Source organism: Methylotenera sp., assembly GCF_029946165.1.
Lineage (GTDB): Bacteria > Pseudomonadota > Gammaproteobacteria > Burkholderiales > Methylophilaceae > Methylotenera.
In genome coordinates, this window is the sequence record NZ_JAQSDZ010000008.1 from 1 (window position 1) to 14,534 (window position 14,534).

Genomic DNA, 14,534 nt, shown 5'->3' on the forward strand with positions numbered 1-14,534 from the left:
CCCTTGAATTAATGCACTCAAACTGCATTTACACAGAATTATTTACAGGCTCCGAAAAGTAGTAAAGCAAGGTACAGTTATTTATTCAACCGTTCGACCTTATCTCCTTAATATAGCTGTAATTGATGAGGACTTCTTGCCTGAGCCTATTGCTAGTACGGCATTTGCAATTATTCATCCATATTGTTCAATGCCACCAAGGTATTTTCTTTGGTTTTTTCGTAGCCCTGTATTCGTTCGTTATGTCGAATCAGTTCAAATGGGAATTGCATACCCTGCTATTAATGATGGTCAATTTTTTTCCGGATTGACTCCCCTGCCACCTCTAAATGAACAGCACCGCATCGTCGCCAAAGTGGATGAGTTGATGGCGCTATGCGACCAATTGGAAGCCCAACATAACAACGTCGCAGAAGCTCACGAAAAGCTCGTGAGTCACTTGCTAGGCACCCTCACTCAATCGCAAAATGCAGAAGATTTTAGCGCTAACTGGCAACGCATCAGCGCGCATTTTGATGTGCTATTCACCACCGAAGCCAGCATCGACGCCCTTAAGCAAACACTGCTCCAATTGGCTGTGATAGGCAAACTGGTTCCGCAAGACACAAACGATGAACCGGCCAACGAACTCCTAAAACGCATACAAGCCGAGAAAGCCAAACTGATCGCAGAAGGCAAACTCAAAAAAGAAAAACTGCTTGCACCGATAAGTGAAGATGAAAAACCGTTTGAACTGCCGAAGGGTTGGGAGTTTGCAAGATTACATAAACTTGGGAAGTTGGAAAATGGTGATAGAGGAAAGAACTATCCCAATAAAGATGCTTTAGTTCAAGAAGGCGTTCCATTTGTAAACGCAGGCCATTTAGTTAATGGGTTTGTGAATAAGTCTGAAATGACTTTTATAACAGACGAAAGATATAGTTTATTGAGTGGCGGAAAGTTTACTGAAAACGATATTTTATTTTGTCTTCGTGGTTCGCTGGGAAAATGCGCAATCGTGAAGGGCATATCTAAAGGCGCAATAGCTTCATCATTAGTAATTATCAGAGTTAACTCTAATATCCACTTAGATTACTTCTACCATTATTTAATAAGTAACTTGCTTATGCAAAGTGTCAGAAAATACGATAATGGAACTGCGCAACCAAACTTGTCCTCGACTGATTTAGCAAAATTTGTTTTACCAATACCACCAGTTGCTGAACAACACCGCATCGTCGCCAAAGTCGATGAACTCATGGCGCTGTGCGACCATCTCAGCACCCGCATTCAACAAGCCCGCCAGCAACTGCAGCTAATTGCCGATGCGCTGGTGGCGCAGGCGGTGACAGCCTAGTAAATCACAACAGATAACTTTGGAAACATATTATTATGAAGCATAAAAGTCGGCTACTTGCTCCGTCAATCATTCCTATTTCATTATGGGACCCAACAAGGGATGTTTTAAAGCTGCCAGCATTAATATCAGATACTTACATCAACCTTGTAGATACAATGGGATTGCGTGAACTTGGTACTACTCGTGATCCGAAGTCCGGCCCAGTTGGTGGAATATCAAAAGAAAGTACTGAACAGCATTTTGCTCAAGCTTTTGACGGATCTGCTGCGCGAGCATTGTTAGCACTATTAGATCCAAAACTTGAAGCGGGGTCGACCTCAAATACATTTATTCGATGTACTGCTGGAAATCGCATCAGTTTAACTGATGCTCCATGCGGAGCAGGTGCCGCTTCATTTACATTTTTATCTGCTTTGGCAGAACTTAGAGCTGAGAAAATTCTACCTAGGTTACCACTTGATGTTCATCTAATTGGTGCAGAGCTGTCCATTCATGCTAGAGAGCTTGCCGCAAATATTCTTGCTCAAATAAACCCATCACTCATAGAACAGGGGATTTTTGTAAGCTCTGAATTTGTATCTTGGGATGTAACTAATCAAAATAGTAATACTGATTTAGTAACGAAGTGTATTCAAACATCCACCAAATCAGATTACAAATTACTTGTAGTAGCAAATTTCAGTGGTTTTCTAGAAAGAGAAAGCAAGAGAAAGGATGCGAAGAAACAATTGGACGAACTTTTTCGCTATGCATCAGGAGAACGTAGTTTTGCATTATGGATTGAACCACATATGAATTCTGCCACCTCTGGAGGTGGTTTGCTTTCATGGATTCATCGACAATTTACCACCATTTGGAAAGGTTTTGGTACTACGGAAGTTAATGGTGAAGATGAAAACTCATATATTTCAGAATCTCGCTTCCTATTACCTTTACAGCCATCACAAACTGCCAGGGTAGGCCTCGCGGTTGTCCCAATAATACTTGATAGAAAATCATGAAACATCAAAGTCCAGAAACCTTTGCAATTCGCACTGTGAACCAATACAGGCGACGTGATGTAATGCCATATATCGGGCTTCGCTATTATCTAGAAAATACAGCAGCACGCTCAGATAATTGGGCTAGAGATGTTGCTGTAGATCTTGTAATTCATCGAACTATTCCAAGTTATCTCAAGATTAACCATTTCAAAGATATAGATGAAAGAGGTCGGATTGGACATCGAGAAATGTTTGTTCCTGGGCCAAATGAGGCTCTATCGGAAGCGGTTTTAGTTAATGAATGCGCCCTTAGAGGCGGCCCATTTGCGCTTTCCAACCAAGTATTTAGCTACATTCCTGCTAGAGATGGAGATGCATCTGGAATATTTAAGCACTATATGCACGGCTTAAAAGCACGACATGATGCAATTTCAGATACTTGTCGAAAAGAGCCGGATGCGATTGTTAAATTTTTTGATATTAAACGTTTTTATCCTTCAATTTCTATTGAAACAGCAAGTAAAGTTTGGACCAAGTCGTCCGAAGAAGCTGGATTAAATCCAAGATTAAGTGAGTTAGGTACAAAGCTACTTTTTGATCATGGAAATGTAAATCAGAATCAAAAAGGCAAGCTTCTAACTGGACCAATGTTTAGTCATTTGATTGGCAATCTTGTTCTAGGAAAGGTGGATGAAGCTCTTACAAATGCTCCCGCGCGATACTTCCGTTATGTAGATGACGTTGTGCTTATTGGAACAAAAGAACAGGTCAGACTATCTGCAAACCTTCTGAAAAGTCTTCTTAATGACTTAGAGCTGGAGCTGCACGATGAGAATTCGCACAAAAGTTTATTAATTAGTTCTTCTGATTGGATGAAGGGCGAACTTGACTTCACTGATAGTGGTAATAAGGTGTCATGGATGACGCTAGTAGGTGATCTAAAACGACTTCTACTCTGGTATCCAAATCACACAGCAGAAATGAAAGATGCCTTTATATCTGAGGGATTTAGAATGCCATTACCTGACTATAGTGGCGCAATAAAAGATGCCGGATTTCTATCAAGTTCAAGCCGGTTGATTAAGAAAACATGGTTCTGTAATAAAATTCGAAAAATTACTCCAGCCAGCATATTAAATCAGGCGCGCATACTTAGAACTCAATATGACTCGGAGCTTGTAGAGCTTATAGATCAGCTATCAAATGCAAAAGGGTTCTCTGCCAAGCGCATATTACCGAAAGTGAGGTACCGTATTGGGCGCCTTGCCTATCTTGCGACTCCAGATAGATTAATTGCAATTACAGACATAGTTTCAGCAATACCTGCACTGTACTTTCAGTCTGAGGTTACACGTGCGATAGGCACAGGTAATATTGATAACGTAATTGCCTTGGGTACTAATGCAGCACAAGCTATAGCTCAACCGATGCGAATGTCATCCCAAAAAATAAAACTTTCTAGAGTTCCCAAAAATGATGCTGAAATGCAATCATTGGCAATTATTGCAATGAACGGTGTGTCCATTGACGTGCCATCTTCCGATCAAAATAATCACGAGCTATTTGAATTTGCAAAACATGGAGCGAGCGAACAGTTAATGCGAAGTTCTGATGCCTTTATACGGGAACTTGCATGTCTTCATGGACTCAGCAAGTCTAGACATACCGATATATTTGACAGCGCATTCGATGAGGCAGAAGATTTTGCACTTGATGCAATTGATCAAACTCAATCATCTTTGTCATTATAATTGATAGCGCAATATAAATAGCTGTTCTTGAAAAGCATTAATACAATAGTCGTACTTTTTGAGCCCTGTAATTTACACGTACTATTGCATTCAGTCAGATTACTGTCTTATTTAGGCTATATTTTATTGAACACTAGCAATAAGTTCTATAACAACCTAAAAAAAATAATAACAAATGTTGCAAATGAAAATCCGGCATATTAACTTACAACTTATGATGCTGCACACACAATAATCGCAAGTTATGCCCTCTAAATCTTTCTAAATAGTTGCTAATCGCAGCTTATGCCAGCCTCAATCGCAGGTTATGCTACCCGAATCGCAACTTATGCCTCATCCAACAACGTAAACCGAATATGCCTCCCTCGAGAGGGTCACAAGCATTTACTCTCATCACAAATTAAATAAGTCAAACAACCATAAGCCCAATATGTACTTAAATTAATAAATATTTTTTGAAAGGCTTAGAGCAAAACTTATTCTCCTTATAATTTGCATTTCTTGATGGTTTAAAGGAAAAATCACAAGTTTGCTCACAAATTATTTCTAACCCCTTGATTAACCTTATTTGTGTAATCCATACATTGCACACAAAAAATCCTATCTATGAATGCAAAAACCCAGACTTTGCTGAATCCTACAACAATTTACTCAATTGTTTAGCTCTGCATTACCCACACTTACTTTCACCACAATTCAAACAAGTTAAACACCCATCCATTACTATCGAAGCCTTGGTATTACACTTATTACAAAGCTGTGCGCCTTTTGGAAAACCTTCCGCGCTCATTTCTTCGCCTGATTTTGCGTGTTTATCTAAATACTCGGCTTTTTTCTCATCCACTAATTTTTGTTGGTGTTGATCTAAACCTGGTCTTTTCAACATGCCGATTTCTTGCAAGTGTTGCTCAACCACTTCGCCGATTTCTGCTACCAAACTAGGCACAAATTTGCCGCCTTTTTTAAAGTAGCCGCCACTTGGTTCAAACACGCTTTTAAGTTCTTCTACCAAGAAAGTGACATCGCCACCTTTGCGGAACACTGCAGACATCACGCGTGTTAGCGCAACAATCCATTGAAAGTGCTCCATGTTTTTGGAGTTGATGAAAATCTCGAACGGACGGCGATGCTCTTGCGGTGTGCCTTCGTTCATCATCACGTCATTAATGGTGATATAAAGCGCATGCTCAGTCACTGGTGTTTTGATTTTGTAGGTGTTGCCTACAAGTTTGTCTGGGCGGCTTAGTGGCTCGCCTAGTTGGATAATTGTAGCTGCGGTATCTTTTTGCGCTTGTGCATCTGCCACTGCTTTGGCTTTATCTTCTTCATTAACTAGCTTGTAGCCAATGATTTTCTTTTCAATTTTAACTGCCATTTTGTTTTCTCCTTTTTTGGTAGGAGCGGCTTGTAGCCGCGAATGATTGTTTAATCAGATTGTTTCGCGGCTACAAGCCGCTCCTACATTAAAACTTGCCGTAATAGCCTTCTTTTAGGGCATCGTACAGATTAGCCGCTGAGTGAATCTCACCATCGTACTCAATCTCTTCGTTGCCTTTTACTTCTAGCTCGGTGCCATCGTCTAGCGTGAATTTGTAAGTGGTGTTTTCTAAATCTTTTTCTGTCACCAACACGCCTTGGAAGGCTTCAGGGTTGAATCTAAACGTTGTACAGCCTTTTAAGCCTTTATCGTAAGCGTATAGATAGATGTTTTTGAAGTCTTCAAAGTCATAATCTGTTGGCACGTTAATGGTTTTTGAAATTGAGCTATCAATCCATTTTTGTGAAGCGGCTTGAATATCTACGTGCGCTTTTGCCATGATGGTTGAAGAATCCAAGAAGTAATCTGGCAACTGCTCTTCTGGTTTGTCACTAAACGGCATGGCATTTGGGTTTACCAACTCGCGGTAAGCGAGCAACTCATAAGAGAATACATCGACTTTCTCTTTAGATTTTTTGCCTTCACGAATCACGTTACGTGCATAGTGGTGCGCGAATGATGGCTCAATACCGTTACTTGCATTGTTTGCCAATGAAAGTGAGATTGTGCCAGTTGGTGCGATTGAGCTGTGATGTGAGAAACGCGCGCCCTTAGTGGCTATTTGATTACGCAAACCTTCTGGAAACTGCTGCATGTAGCGACTGTATTTACCGAGCAAAACTTTACCTGCAATTTTTTGGCCCACTTTAATGCCATCTGCCGCCATTTCTGGACGTTTTGCTAGCATATCTGCGGTGACTTCGAATTTCTCGTCCATCAGCGGAGCTGGGCCTTTTTCTTCTGCCAATTGCACGCCTACATTCCAGCCTTCTTCGGCCATCACGCGAGTGACTTCATCGGTGAATTTAAGTGAATCTTCTTCACCGTATTTCATTTTCATCATGGTGAGGCTTGAACCTAAGCCTAAATAGCCCATACCGTGACGACGTTTACGCATAATCTCGTCGCGCTGTTGCTGCAATGGCAAGCCATTGATTTCAACCACGTTATCTAACATACGCGTGAAAATCGCGACTACTTCACGGTATTCTTTCCAATCGAAATGCGCTTCGTTAGTAAATGGGTTTTTCACAAAGCGCGTTAAGTTAACCGAGCCTAACAAGCATGCGCCGTAAGGGGGCAATGGTTGTTCACCGCATGGGTTGGTGGTGCGGATATTCTCACAGAACCAGTTGTTATTCATTTCATTTACGCGGTCAATCAAGATAAAACCTGGTTCAGCAAAATCGTATGTGCTGGACATAATCACATCCCATAACCTGCGAGCTTTAATCGTTTTATACACGCGGCAGGCCACTTTTCCAGCATCTACGCCATCTAATTTAGTGAGGTATTTACCTTTAACTGGCCATTCACGCCACACCACTTGGGTTGCATCGTTGGTATTTAAGCCATCAATAATCGCTTCTTTTTCTGTTACAGGGAAAGCGAGTTTCCATTCGCTGTCAGCTTTTACCGCTTCCATGAATTCTTTAGTGATGAGGCATGACAAGTTAAATTGGCGTAAGCGACCATTTTCACGTTTGGCTTTAATAAAGTCAGTCACATCTGGGTGTGAAATATCAAAGGTTGCCATTTGCGCACCACGACGGCCACCCGCGCTAGACACGGTGAAACACATTTTGTCGTAGATATCCATGAATGACAGCGGGCCACTTGTGTAAGCGCCAGCACCAGCCACAAATGCGCCTTTTGGACGCAATGTTGAGAACTCGTAACCAATACCGCAACCTGCCTTTAGCGTTAAGCCAGCTTCGTGCACTTTGCCTAAAATATCATCCATGCTGTCTGAAATTACGCCAGACACAGTACAGTTAATCGTTGAAGTAGCAGGTTTGTGCTCTAAAGCACCGGCGTTTGAAGTAATACGGCCTGCTGGAATAGCACCACGGCGCAATGCCCATAGAAATTTTTCATGCCACTCAGCACGTTTGTCTTCTGTGGTTTCAACATCGGCCAAGGCACGAGCAACACGCGCGTACGAAGCATCGATATCAGCATCTACATATTCACCAGATTTGGTTTTTAGGCGATACTTTTTATCCCAAATATCTAGCGATACAGCCTGAATTGGAATTTCTTTTTCAGAGTCTGCTTTAGACTTGCTTGCTGATTCGACTGCTTTTAGCATGGATGATTCTCCTTAACGGTAGACTGTGCGTTAATTATTAGATGTTTACGCTAAGTCTGTGATTTACAATTAAAAACTTTTATTCTTTTTGTATTCTCGTGAAAAATACTCGGCTAAACACTATATGTTGTGTCTAGAGCAGCAATTTATGCCTTTATTTTGTGTACGTCAATAGTAATTTTTATGTATCTTTTTGCACCATTTCGGGGAGTATTTTTGACGAATGAGGCCTGTATTTGCATTGAGGTACGGTGAGCAATAACTCACGCGTGTTTTCCTAGGTTAAAAAAATATAAAATAAATTTCTCGCATTTGCCTTATGTTTATGCGTGTAAGCATTAGACAAAAACAACAAGGATAGTTTTGTGAGAAAATACGCTATGAATCGTTTTTTCTATTCGCTGCTGCTGTATTTGGTGTTGCCTTTTGTGCCACTTAAATTACTTTGGCGCGGCATCAAGCAAGCTGAATACCGTCAACATTGGTTTGAGCGTTTTGGCTTTTATTCACTCGCCGTGAAAAAACCTGTGATATGGCTGCATTGCGTTTCTGTAGGTGAAACACGCGCCGCGGCACCGCTGATTAACGCCTTGCTCACCCAATACCCGAATCATCAATTATTACTAACGCACAGCACGCCAACTGGCCGCGCCACTAGCGAGCAATTATTTGGTGACAAGGTGATGCGCGTTTACTTGCCATATGACCTGCCATTTGCCGTGAAAGGTTTTTTAAGCCACTTTAAACCTGCGCTTGGCATGCTGATGGAGACGGAACTTTGGTTTAATCTGATAGCTGGCGCTAAGGCGCGAAACATGCCTTTATTGCTGATTAATGCACGACTTTCAGAAAAATCTGCGCGTGGTTACCGCAAGTTAAGTCTCCTTGTGCATGAAGGTTTACAAAAATTATCTGCGATTGCCGCACAAACTGAGCAAGATGCTGAGCGCTTAACACAGCTTGGTGCACGCAATATTAGTGTGGTGGGCAATTTAAAGTTTGAAGTGCATCCACCAGAGAATGCAACTGCGCAAGGGCAACAGTTGCGAGATTTATTTGGTCGCAATCGCCCAGTATTTTTAGCGGCAAGTACGCGTGAAGGGGAAGAGAGCATTATTTTAGATGCTGTAACGGCGCTACAAATTCCACACTTAATGACCATTATCGTGCCACGCCATCCACAACGCTTTAACGAAGTTGAGGCATTACTGCAAGAGCGCCACTTAACTTACCAAAGGCGCTCCAAATTGGTTCAAACAGCGAATGCTGATACGCGATTTATTCTAGGCGACAGCATGGGCGAATTGTTTAGCTATTACGCCAGCGCAGATATTTGCTTGGTGGGCGGCAGCGTGTTGCCATTCGGTGGGCAAAATTTAATAGAAGCGATGCGTATGGCCAAACCAGTAATCATTGGCGAACATACCTTTAATTTTACAGAAGTGTCTGAGCGTGCCATTGCGCAACATGCCGCTTGGCGGGTGAAAAGCCCACAGGAGCTAAAACAAGCTATTCAAACTTTGCTAGACAACCCCCAACAACAGTTTGAAATGGGTCAGGCCGGGCTAGCGCTGTGTATGAGTTCGCAAGGCGCTACGCAAAAGACCTTGGCGATTATTGCCAACTATCTATAATCCATTAGCTAACGCTAAGCTCCGTGACATAAACCACTTCACAAGCGCCAGCGCCTGTGTCTTCTCGGGTGAGAGAACTGCGCCAATGCCAACCATCTGCGCGTTTTGCTTCAATTAACTGACCCTTTATACTGACAACCTGCCCAGGGCGAATTTTGCTAAGTTGTCGTTTAATACTATCGTTTGCTGGAATAATATGTGTGTTTGCCGCATGAATTTCAATTTCACGTTGCGGGATGGGAAACTCATCGACATGCCAATAAAAAAAGCGGTTGCCTTGAGTAATCTTAATTTTATTTAGCACCGCTTCATCAGACATTGGCCCCCAGCCTAAAGCTAAATCGGTTGGTGATAGTTCTGCCTCTGTGCCCATAGAGTAATCTTCAGTTGAGAGCACTCTTGCTTTAATTGAGTAGTCCGCCAGCGGCGTCAGGGTGAAACCCTTAAACTGAATATCTGCGGTTCCCGTGCTGGTTTGAATCGGTTCGGCTGATGCAATTTCACCTACGCCATGCACGACAGGGCGATGCTGGTAATGTTGGTAAGCACCAAAAGCCACCAAACACATCAACACTAATAAAAACTTCTTATTCATCGGCAGCTTTTAACGAATAAGTTTGCTAATAGCTTTAAATGCGTCACCTTTCGCAATACCTAACCACTCAAACACGATAGATTCGGTATTGCTAATAATGCAACCAGCTTCGCGCATTCTTGCTAGCGCATTGGCTTTATTGGCTGGATTGCGTGAAATAACTGCGTCTTCCGCAACAAATACTTGTTTGCCTGCACTTAGCAAGTCTAGAGCAGTTTGCAATATACAAATATGTGCTTCCATGCCAGTCAGCACAATTTGTGAGTGATCTCGCGTGAGTTGACGGCTAAAAATAGGTTCTGCCATGCATGAGAAAGTAAGCTTTTCTACTGGTTTCACGTTTGGTAGCAACGCCGTTAATTCAGGCAAGGTATGTCCTAAGCCTTGAGGATATTGTTCTGTGATGATAGCTGAGACAGCTAAAAGCTTTGCGGCTTGCGCCAATATGCCTATATTTTTAACTATAGACTGCAACTCATCTTGAGGCATAGCAGTAATGAGCCGCGTTTGCGTATCCACAATAACCAACTGACTCAAACCTGCACTTACTTTCAAAGGAATTTTTATCATAATTTTTAGCTAAATGAATTGTTGAGTGAGAGATTTCTATAAAGAGTGCGCATTGTTGCTACTCAGCATGTTTGAGCTAATGAGTAAGCACTAATTGTTGATTAATATCTAGCAAATCCGCCTCAGCTAACACGCCAGAAGACGCTTTTAAACGAATAATATTCACCAAATAGTTATAGCGGGCTTGTAACAAATCTCGTTTCGCACTGAATAGTTGCTGTTCAGCGTTCAATACATCCACGCTTGTGCGTACACCGACTTCGTAACCCAACTTTGTGGAATCGACTTGGCTTTGGCTACTGATTAATGCTTGCTCTAGCGCCTTAATTTGCGCAATGGTAGTACTTAAATTTAGGTAAGCACTTTGTGTATCAAGTGCAGCTTGCCTGCGGGCGATTTCTACATCATCTTGGGCTTTTTGCTTATTTAGCACTGCCTGACGAACTCTTGAACTGATAGATCCACCTAGATATAAGGGGATTTGCAATTGCAAACCTATCACCCCTGTTTTAAGGTCATTACCTGCGCCAAAGACTGAAGCGCTACCTGTGGCATAGGACTCGGAGACGCTGGCTACGGCATCTAGAGTTGGTAAATGTGCTGCTTCTGTACGATCGATTTCTTGATCTAAAAATTTAAGTGTATCTTGCTGAATTTGTATATTGAGATTATTTTGTTCGGCAACTTCCAACCATTTATCAATTCCCTGTACCAGAACATTGGGCTGAATATCAGCTCTTACAGTGGCTAGTTTCGGTGGCCTAATGCCTGTAATAGCCTGCACATTGCGTTGCGCAATTTGATATTCATTCACCGCAGCAATTTCTTGCGCCACGATTAAGTCGTACCGGGCTTGCGCTTCGTTCACATCAGTAATCGTAGCCGTACCCACCTCAAAATTAGCGTTAGCTTGCTCTAGCTGGCTCAAGATTGCAGTTTTTTGTGCACCTATCAAATCAATTTTGTCTTGCGCGATTAACACGTCAAAATATCTTTGAGTTGTGCGCAAAATAAGATCTTGTTGACTCAAATGCAGTTGCTTATTCGCTTGGCTTACTTGAGTGTAAGTTTGCTCCATTTGCACAAGATTTTGCTTGCGATAGATTGGTTGGCTGGCGTCAATTGCCGCTCTATAAGTTTCAAAATTAGACTTCCCAGGCGGAGAATTAGAGTTTAAATAACGAATATCCGTATGGACGGCATTTGCCTCTGCATTAAAGTTAACCGTAGGGCGATACAGCGCTTTACCTTGCTCAATAATTTCTTGTGCGGCTTGGTTGGCACTTAAAGCTGAGGCTAGAGTAGGGTCATGCAAAACGGCTTGATGATATAAATCGAGCAAAGAGATTGTGTTATCGCGTGCATTAACAGGACTTATACTTTCTGGTTGCGCTATACCAACAGGCTGAGCGGCAAATGCAGATTGCGAAATTGATAAAGTGATACAAGCTAGAAAAATTGCACGATGTAACCGCTTAACATGGTATGACCGAACTAACTTGTCCATTCAATATTCTCTTTAAAACTCAAATTTAACAGATTGCGGTGCATTTTTAAGTGGAGGCAAGCATGTTTCAAAAAGCGTTTCTTTACGGCAGCTACCTTCATTCAAACGCTGCGTAAGTGTGGCTTGCATAATAGGCATTTCGCCAACCACAGCGAACATACGACCACCAATATTCAACATTTGTTCTGCCGTAGTTGGATGTAATTGCAAAGAACCTGCAAATACTATGACATCGTAAGTTTCATCTGTTGTGTAAGCACGGAAAGCATCAAGCACATACAAAGTGACATTATGGATATTTTGCTTTTGCAAACGAACTTCTGCTTGTTTTGATAGCTCTGGAATAATTTCTATTGAATCCACATGTTTCGCAAGTTTGGCAATCAACGCAGTTAAATAACCGCTACCTGTGCCAACCAGCAATACTTTATCGGTTTTTTTAATGTTAAGCGCTTGTAAAATACGCCCTTCAATTTTAGGCGAAAGCATGGTCTGACCATAGCCAATTGGCAACTCAACATCGGCAAAAGCTAAGCCTAATTGCGAAGCTTCAATAAAGTCTTCACGATGCACTTCGCCTAGCAAATCCAGTACCACTGGGTCTAGCACTTCCCATGTGCGAATTTGCTGCTCTATCATGTTGAAACGAGCTAAGTCTATTGAGTCATTTTTAGTAATTGGTTTAGTAATTGGTTGTGTTTGTGTCATGGCAAATATTTTCCTATCAATTTCCAATATTATATCGCATGCATGTGCTGTACAAACTGTTGATTAAAAAAGCTTTAACATTGATTACTGCCCGAGTGGTAAAGCTATGCGCAATTTAGGCTTATATCTTACTTAGGGACATTATTCGTTAACGTTGGATTTTGCATTAACATGCCTATTTTGGCTGTGCATATTTTTTCGTATAACTCAAACGACACCAATACAGAACAGAAAACATCGTCGTGGCTGAAAGAATCATCTTTATGTGGCAAAAGTTGCTCTTTTTTATAATCAAAATTCTTACCCATCCAAACAATCGCGGGCACGTGCGTTTGCTCTACTGGCGCCACCATATAAGGTGCTGAATGCAAATAAATGCCATGCTCGCCTAGCGACTCGCCATGATCGCTCACATACAGCATTGCAGTAGCGCGCTCATCCTCATATTTCTTAAGAAAATCAATCACATTAGACAAAAAATAATCGGTATACAAAATGGCATTATCGTAACTATTATCGATTTCCTCCTTTGTGCAATCTTTCAATTCACCCGTGGTACATACAGGTTTAAATTTCTCAAACTCTTTTGGATACCTTTTGTAATATTCAGGCCCATGATTACCCATTTGATGAAACACGATTAAAATATCTTTATCTTTTCGCGCTTCAACATACTGCTCTAAGCCAGACAGCATACCAATATCTCGACATTCAACGTCACATACAGGGTTCAATTTTGACGTTCTAAAATCCTCAGATTTCATGCGTGTTGCAACGCCTTTAGAATCCGAATTATTATCGCGCCATAAAATTTCTACACCATGATCCGCTAACACATCTAAAGCATCTTGTTGATTCAATGCAGTTTCTTTATCGTAGGCTTTTCTACCTAGCGAAGAGAACATACAAGGCACAGACACGCCAGTAGATGTGCCACAAGAGCTCACATTAGTTAAACTCACCACGCCTTGCTTAGTTAGCAATGGGTTGGTCGGTTTATGATATCCATTGAGAGAGAATCTGTCCGCACGAGCTGTTTCGCCTACCACCATAACCATTAATTCTGGTTTCCCATCAGAGCTTACAATCTCGGCATCTTGCGCAATGTGTTTTAGGGGCACCACTTTAGCAATGTTTATTTGTTGATTCACATATTTAACAATCGAAAAAGTGGAGTAGATTGGATTTGCATAAAAACGTGTTGCTTTATGCTGCCTGATAAAAGACGCATAACCGCCTGAAAACGGTGCCATAACCACTATAAGCAATAGCAGTAATATGCCTAATATGCGCAATCTAGGCAGAATCTCAGCAAAACCTCTCACGGATTTTGGAAAATACTTAATCACTAACCATGCTGGAATAATACCCAGCAATACTGTTCTAACAACAAGACTTACCGTCAATAAGCCAGCAAACTCCTGCACATTGGTTTGCATAATATTGTCTAGCATGCTGACATCGACCACCACCCCAAACGTATCCATGTAATAAGCGGTCTGAGAAACTATAAGCAGGTAAATAGCCAAAATCCATCGTGTTGCTTTGCCGTGGCAAATCAGTAAAAAGAAAAGCGCGGTGACTATTGTGAAAAATAAACTCAGCGACAATATAAATGGCAGATTGCTTAACGTGAACGGATAGTTTTCTACAATTCTGCCAAATAGCGCTAAATTACCAGTTAGCATGATATAAGCTACGACAAGAAAAATACCGCGTGTTTGGCTGGAAATTTGGTTAAATGATGAGGTTAATTTCTGGGAAATGTTTGGAAATGAAATCATTTAATTCTTCTGAATTTATTTTTTTGCTAATGAA

11 protein-coding genes are annotated in these 14,534 nt (G+C 41.5%); 4 read left to right on the plus strand and 7 right to left on the minus strand.

Translation table 11 applies throughout. The features are described from left to right. Positions 1-136: 136 nt before the first annotated feature. From PSV17_RS05500 to PSV17_RS05510, 3 genes are read left to right on the plus strand one after another with little or no spacing between them, the layout of a single operon-like run. Complete coding sequence (locus PSV17_RS05500; protein ID WP_300480426.1) at positions 137-1,336, plus strand: restriction endonuclease subunit S; 1,200 nt, start codon at positions 137-139, stop codon at positions 1,334-1,336. 35 nt (positions 1,337-1,371) lie between these two features. Beyond that, on the plus strand, positions 1,372-2,340 hold the full coding sequence (locus PSV17_RS05505) for a hypothetical protein (RefSeq protein ID WP_300480428.1): 969 nt from the start codon (positions 1,372-1,374) through the stop codon (positions 2,338-2,340). Then, positions 2,337-4,073: an RNA-directed DNA polymerase gene (locus PSV17_RS05510; protein WP_300480431.1), complete on the plus strand. Its 1,737-nt coding sequence runs from the start codon at positions 2,337-2,339 to the stop codon at positions 4,071-4,073. Before PSV17_RS05505 ends, PSV17_RS05510 begins: the two co-directional genes overlap by 4 nt. 670 nt (positions 4,074-4,743) lie before the next feature. Here the strand turns inward: PSV17_RS05510 and PSV17_RS05515 are convergent. Both PSV17_RS05515 and PSV17_RS05520 read right to left on the minus strand, forming a co-directional pair. Next, positions 4,744-5,448, minus strand: coding sequence for an NrdJb (locus tag PSV17_RS05515; protein WP_300480434.1), 705 nt, complete (start codon positions 5,446-5,448; stop codon positions 4,744-4,746). Between the two features lie 88 nt (positions 5,449-5,536). Continuing rightward, positions 5,537-7,702: an adenosylcobalamin-dependent ribonucleoside-diphosphate reductase gene (locus PSV17_RS05520; protein WP_300480436.1), complete on the minus strand. Its 2,166-nt coding sequence runs from the start codon at positions 7,700-7,702 to the stop codon at positions 5,537-5,539. A gap of 380 nt (positions 7,703-8,082) precedes the next feature. Between PSV17_RS05520 and waaA the strand changes: the two genes are divergently transcribed. Then, complete coding sequence (gene waaA / locus PSV17_RS05525) at positions 8,083-9,336, plus strand: lipid IV(A) 3-deoxy-D-manno-octulosonic acid transferase (RefSeq protein ID WP_300480793.1); 1,254 nt, start codon at positions 8,083-8,085, stop codon at positions 9,334-9,336. A 4-nt stretch (positions 9,337-9,340) separates the two neighbouring features. Here the strand turns inward: waaA and PSV17_RS05530 are convergent, their stop codons facing one another. From PSV17_RS05530 to PSV17_RS05550, 5 genes are all read right to left on the minus strand, one after another. Next, positions 9,341-9,931, minus strand: a complete 591-nt coding sequence (locus tag PSV17_RS05530; RefSeq protein ID WP_300480439.1) for a hypothetical protein — start codon at positions 9,929-9,931, stop codon at positions 9,341-9,343. Between the two features lie 9 nt (positions 9,932-9,940). Continuing rightward, the gene (locus tag PSV17_RS05535) at positions 9,941-10,501 is read right to left on the minus strand and encodes an isochorismatase family protein (RefSeq protein ID WP_300480442.1); all 561 of its coding nucleotides are present in this window, start codon (positions 10,499-10,501) and stop codon (positions 9,941-9,943) included. Positions 10,502-10,577: 76 nt separating this feature from the next. After that, positions 10,578-12,008: a TolC family outer membrane protein gene (locus PSV17_RS05540; RefSeq protein WP_300480445.1), complete on the minus strand. Its 1,431-nt coding sequence runs from the start codon at positions 12,006-12,008 to the stop codon at positions 10,578-10,580. Between the two features lie 12 nt (positions 12,009-12,020). Continuing rightward, positions 12,021-12,716 (minus strand): protein-L-isoaspartate O-methyltransferase, encoded by a 696-nt coding sequence (locus PSV17_RS05545; protein ID WP_300480448.1) that lies wholly within the window; start codon positions 12,714-12,716, stop codon positions 12,021-12,023. A gap of 128 nt (positions 12,717-12,844) precedes the next feature. Continuing rightward, positions 12,845-14,500 (minus strand): phosphoethanolamine--lipid A transferase, encoded by a 1,656-nt coding sequence (locus tag PSV17_RS05550; RefSeq protein ID WP_300480450.1) that lies wholly within the window; start codon positions 14,498-14,500, stop codon positions 12,845-12,847. Positions 14,501-14,534: the final 34 nt, after the last annotated feature.

Coding starts and splice junctions, on each gene's coding strand:
- PSV17_RS05505 (WP_300480428.1), top strand. CDS start 1,372: ATGAAGCATAAAAGTCGGCTACTTGCTCCGTCAATCATTCCTATTTCA.
- PSV17_RS05510 (WP_300480431.1), top strand. CDS start 2,337: ATGAAACATCAAAGTCCAGAAACCTTTGCAATTCGCACTGTGAACCAA.
- PSV17_RS05515 (WP_300480434.1), bottom strand. CDS start 5,448: ATGGCAGTTAAAATTGAAAAGAAAATCATTGGCTACAAGCTAGTTAAT.
- PSV17_RS05520 (WP_300480436.1), bottom strand. CDS start 7,702: ATGCTAAAAGCAGTCGAATCAGCAAGCAAGTCTAAAGCAGACTCTGAA.
- waaA (WP_300480793.1), top strand. CDS start 8,083: ATGAATCGTTTTTTCTATTCGCTGCTGCTGTATTTGGTGTTGCCTTTT.
- PSV17_RS05530 (WP_300480439.1), bottom strand. CDS start 9,931: ATGAATAAGAAGTTTTTATTAGTGTTGATGTGTTTGGTGGCTTTTGGT.
- PSV17_RS05535 (WP_300480442.1), bottom strand. CDS start 10,501: ATGATAAAAATTCCTTTGAAAGTAAGTGCAGGTTTGAGTCAGTTGGTT.
- PSV17_RS05540 (WP_300480445.1), bottom strand. CDS start 12,008: ATGGACAAGTTAGTTCGGTCATACCATGTTAAGCGGTTACATCGTGCA.
- PSV17_RS05545 (WP_300480448.1), bottom strand. CDS start 12,716: ATGACACAAACACAACCAATTACTAAACCAATTACTAAAAATGACTCA.
- PSV17_RS05550 (WP_300480450.1), bottom strand. CDS start 14,500: ATGATTTCATTTCCAAACATTTCCCAGAAATTAACCTCATCATTTAAC.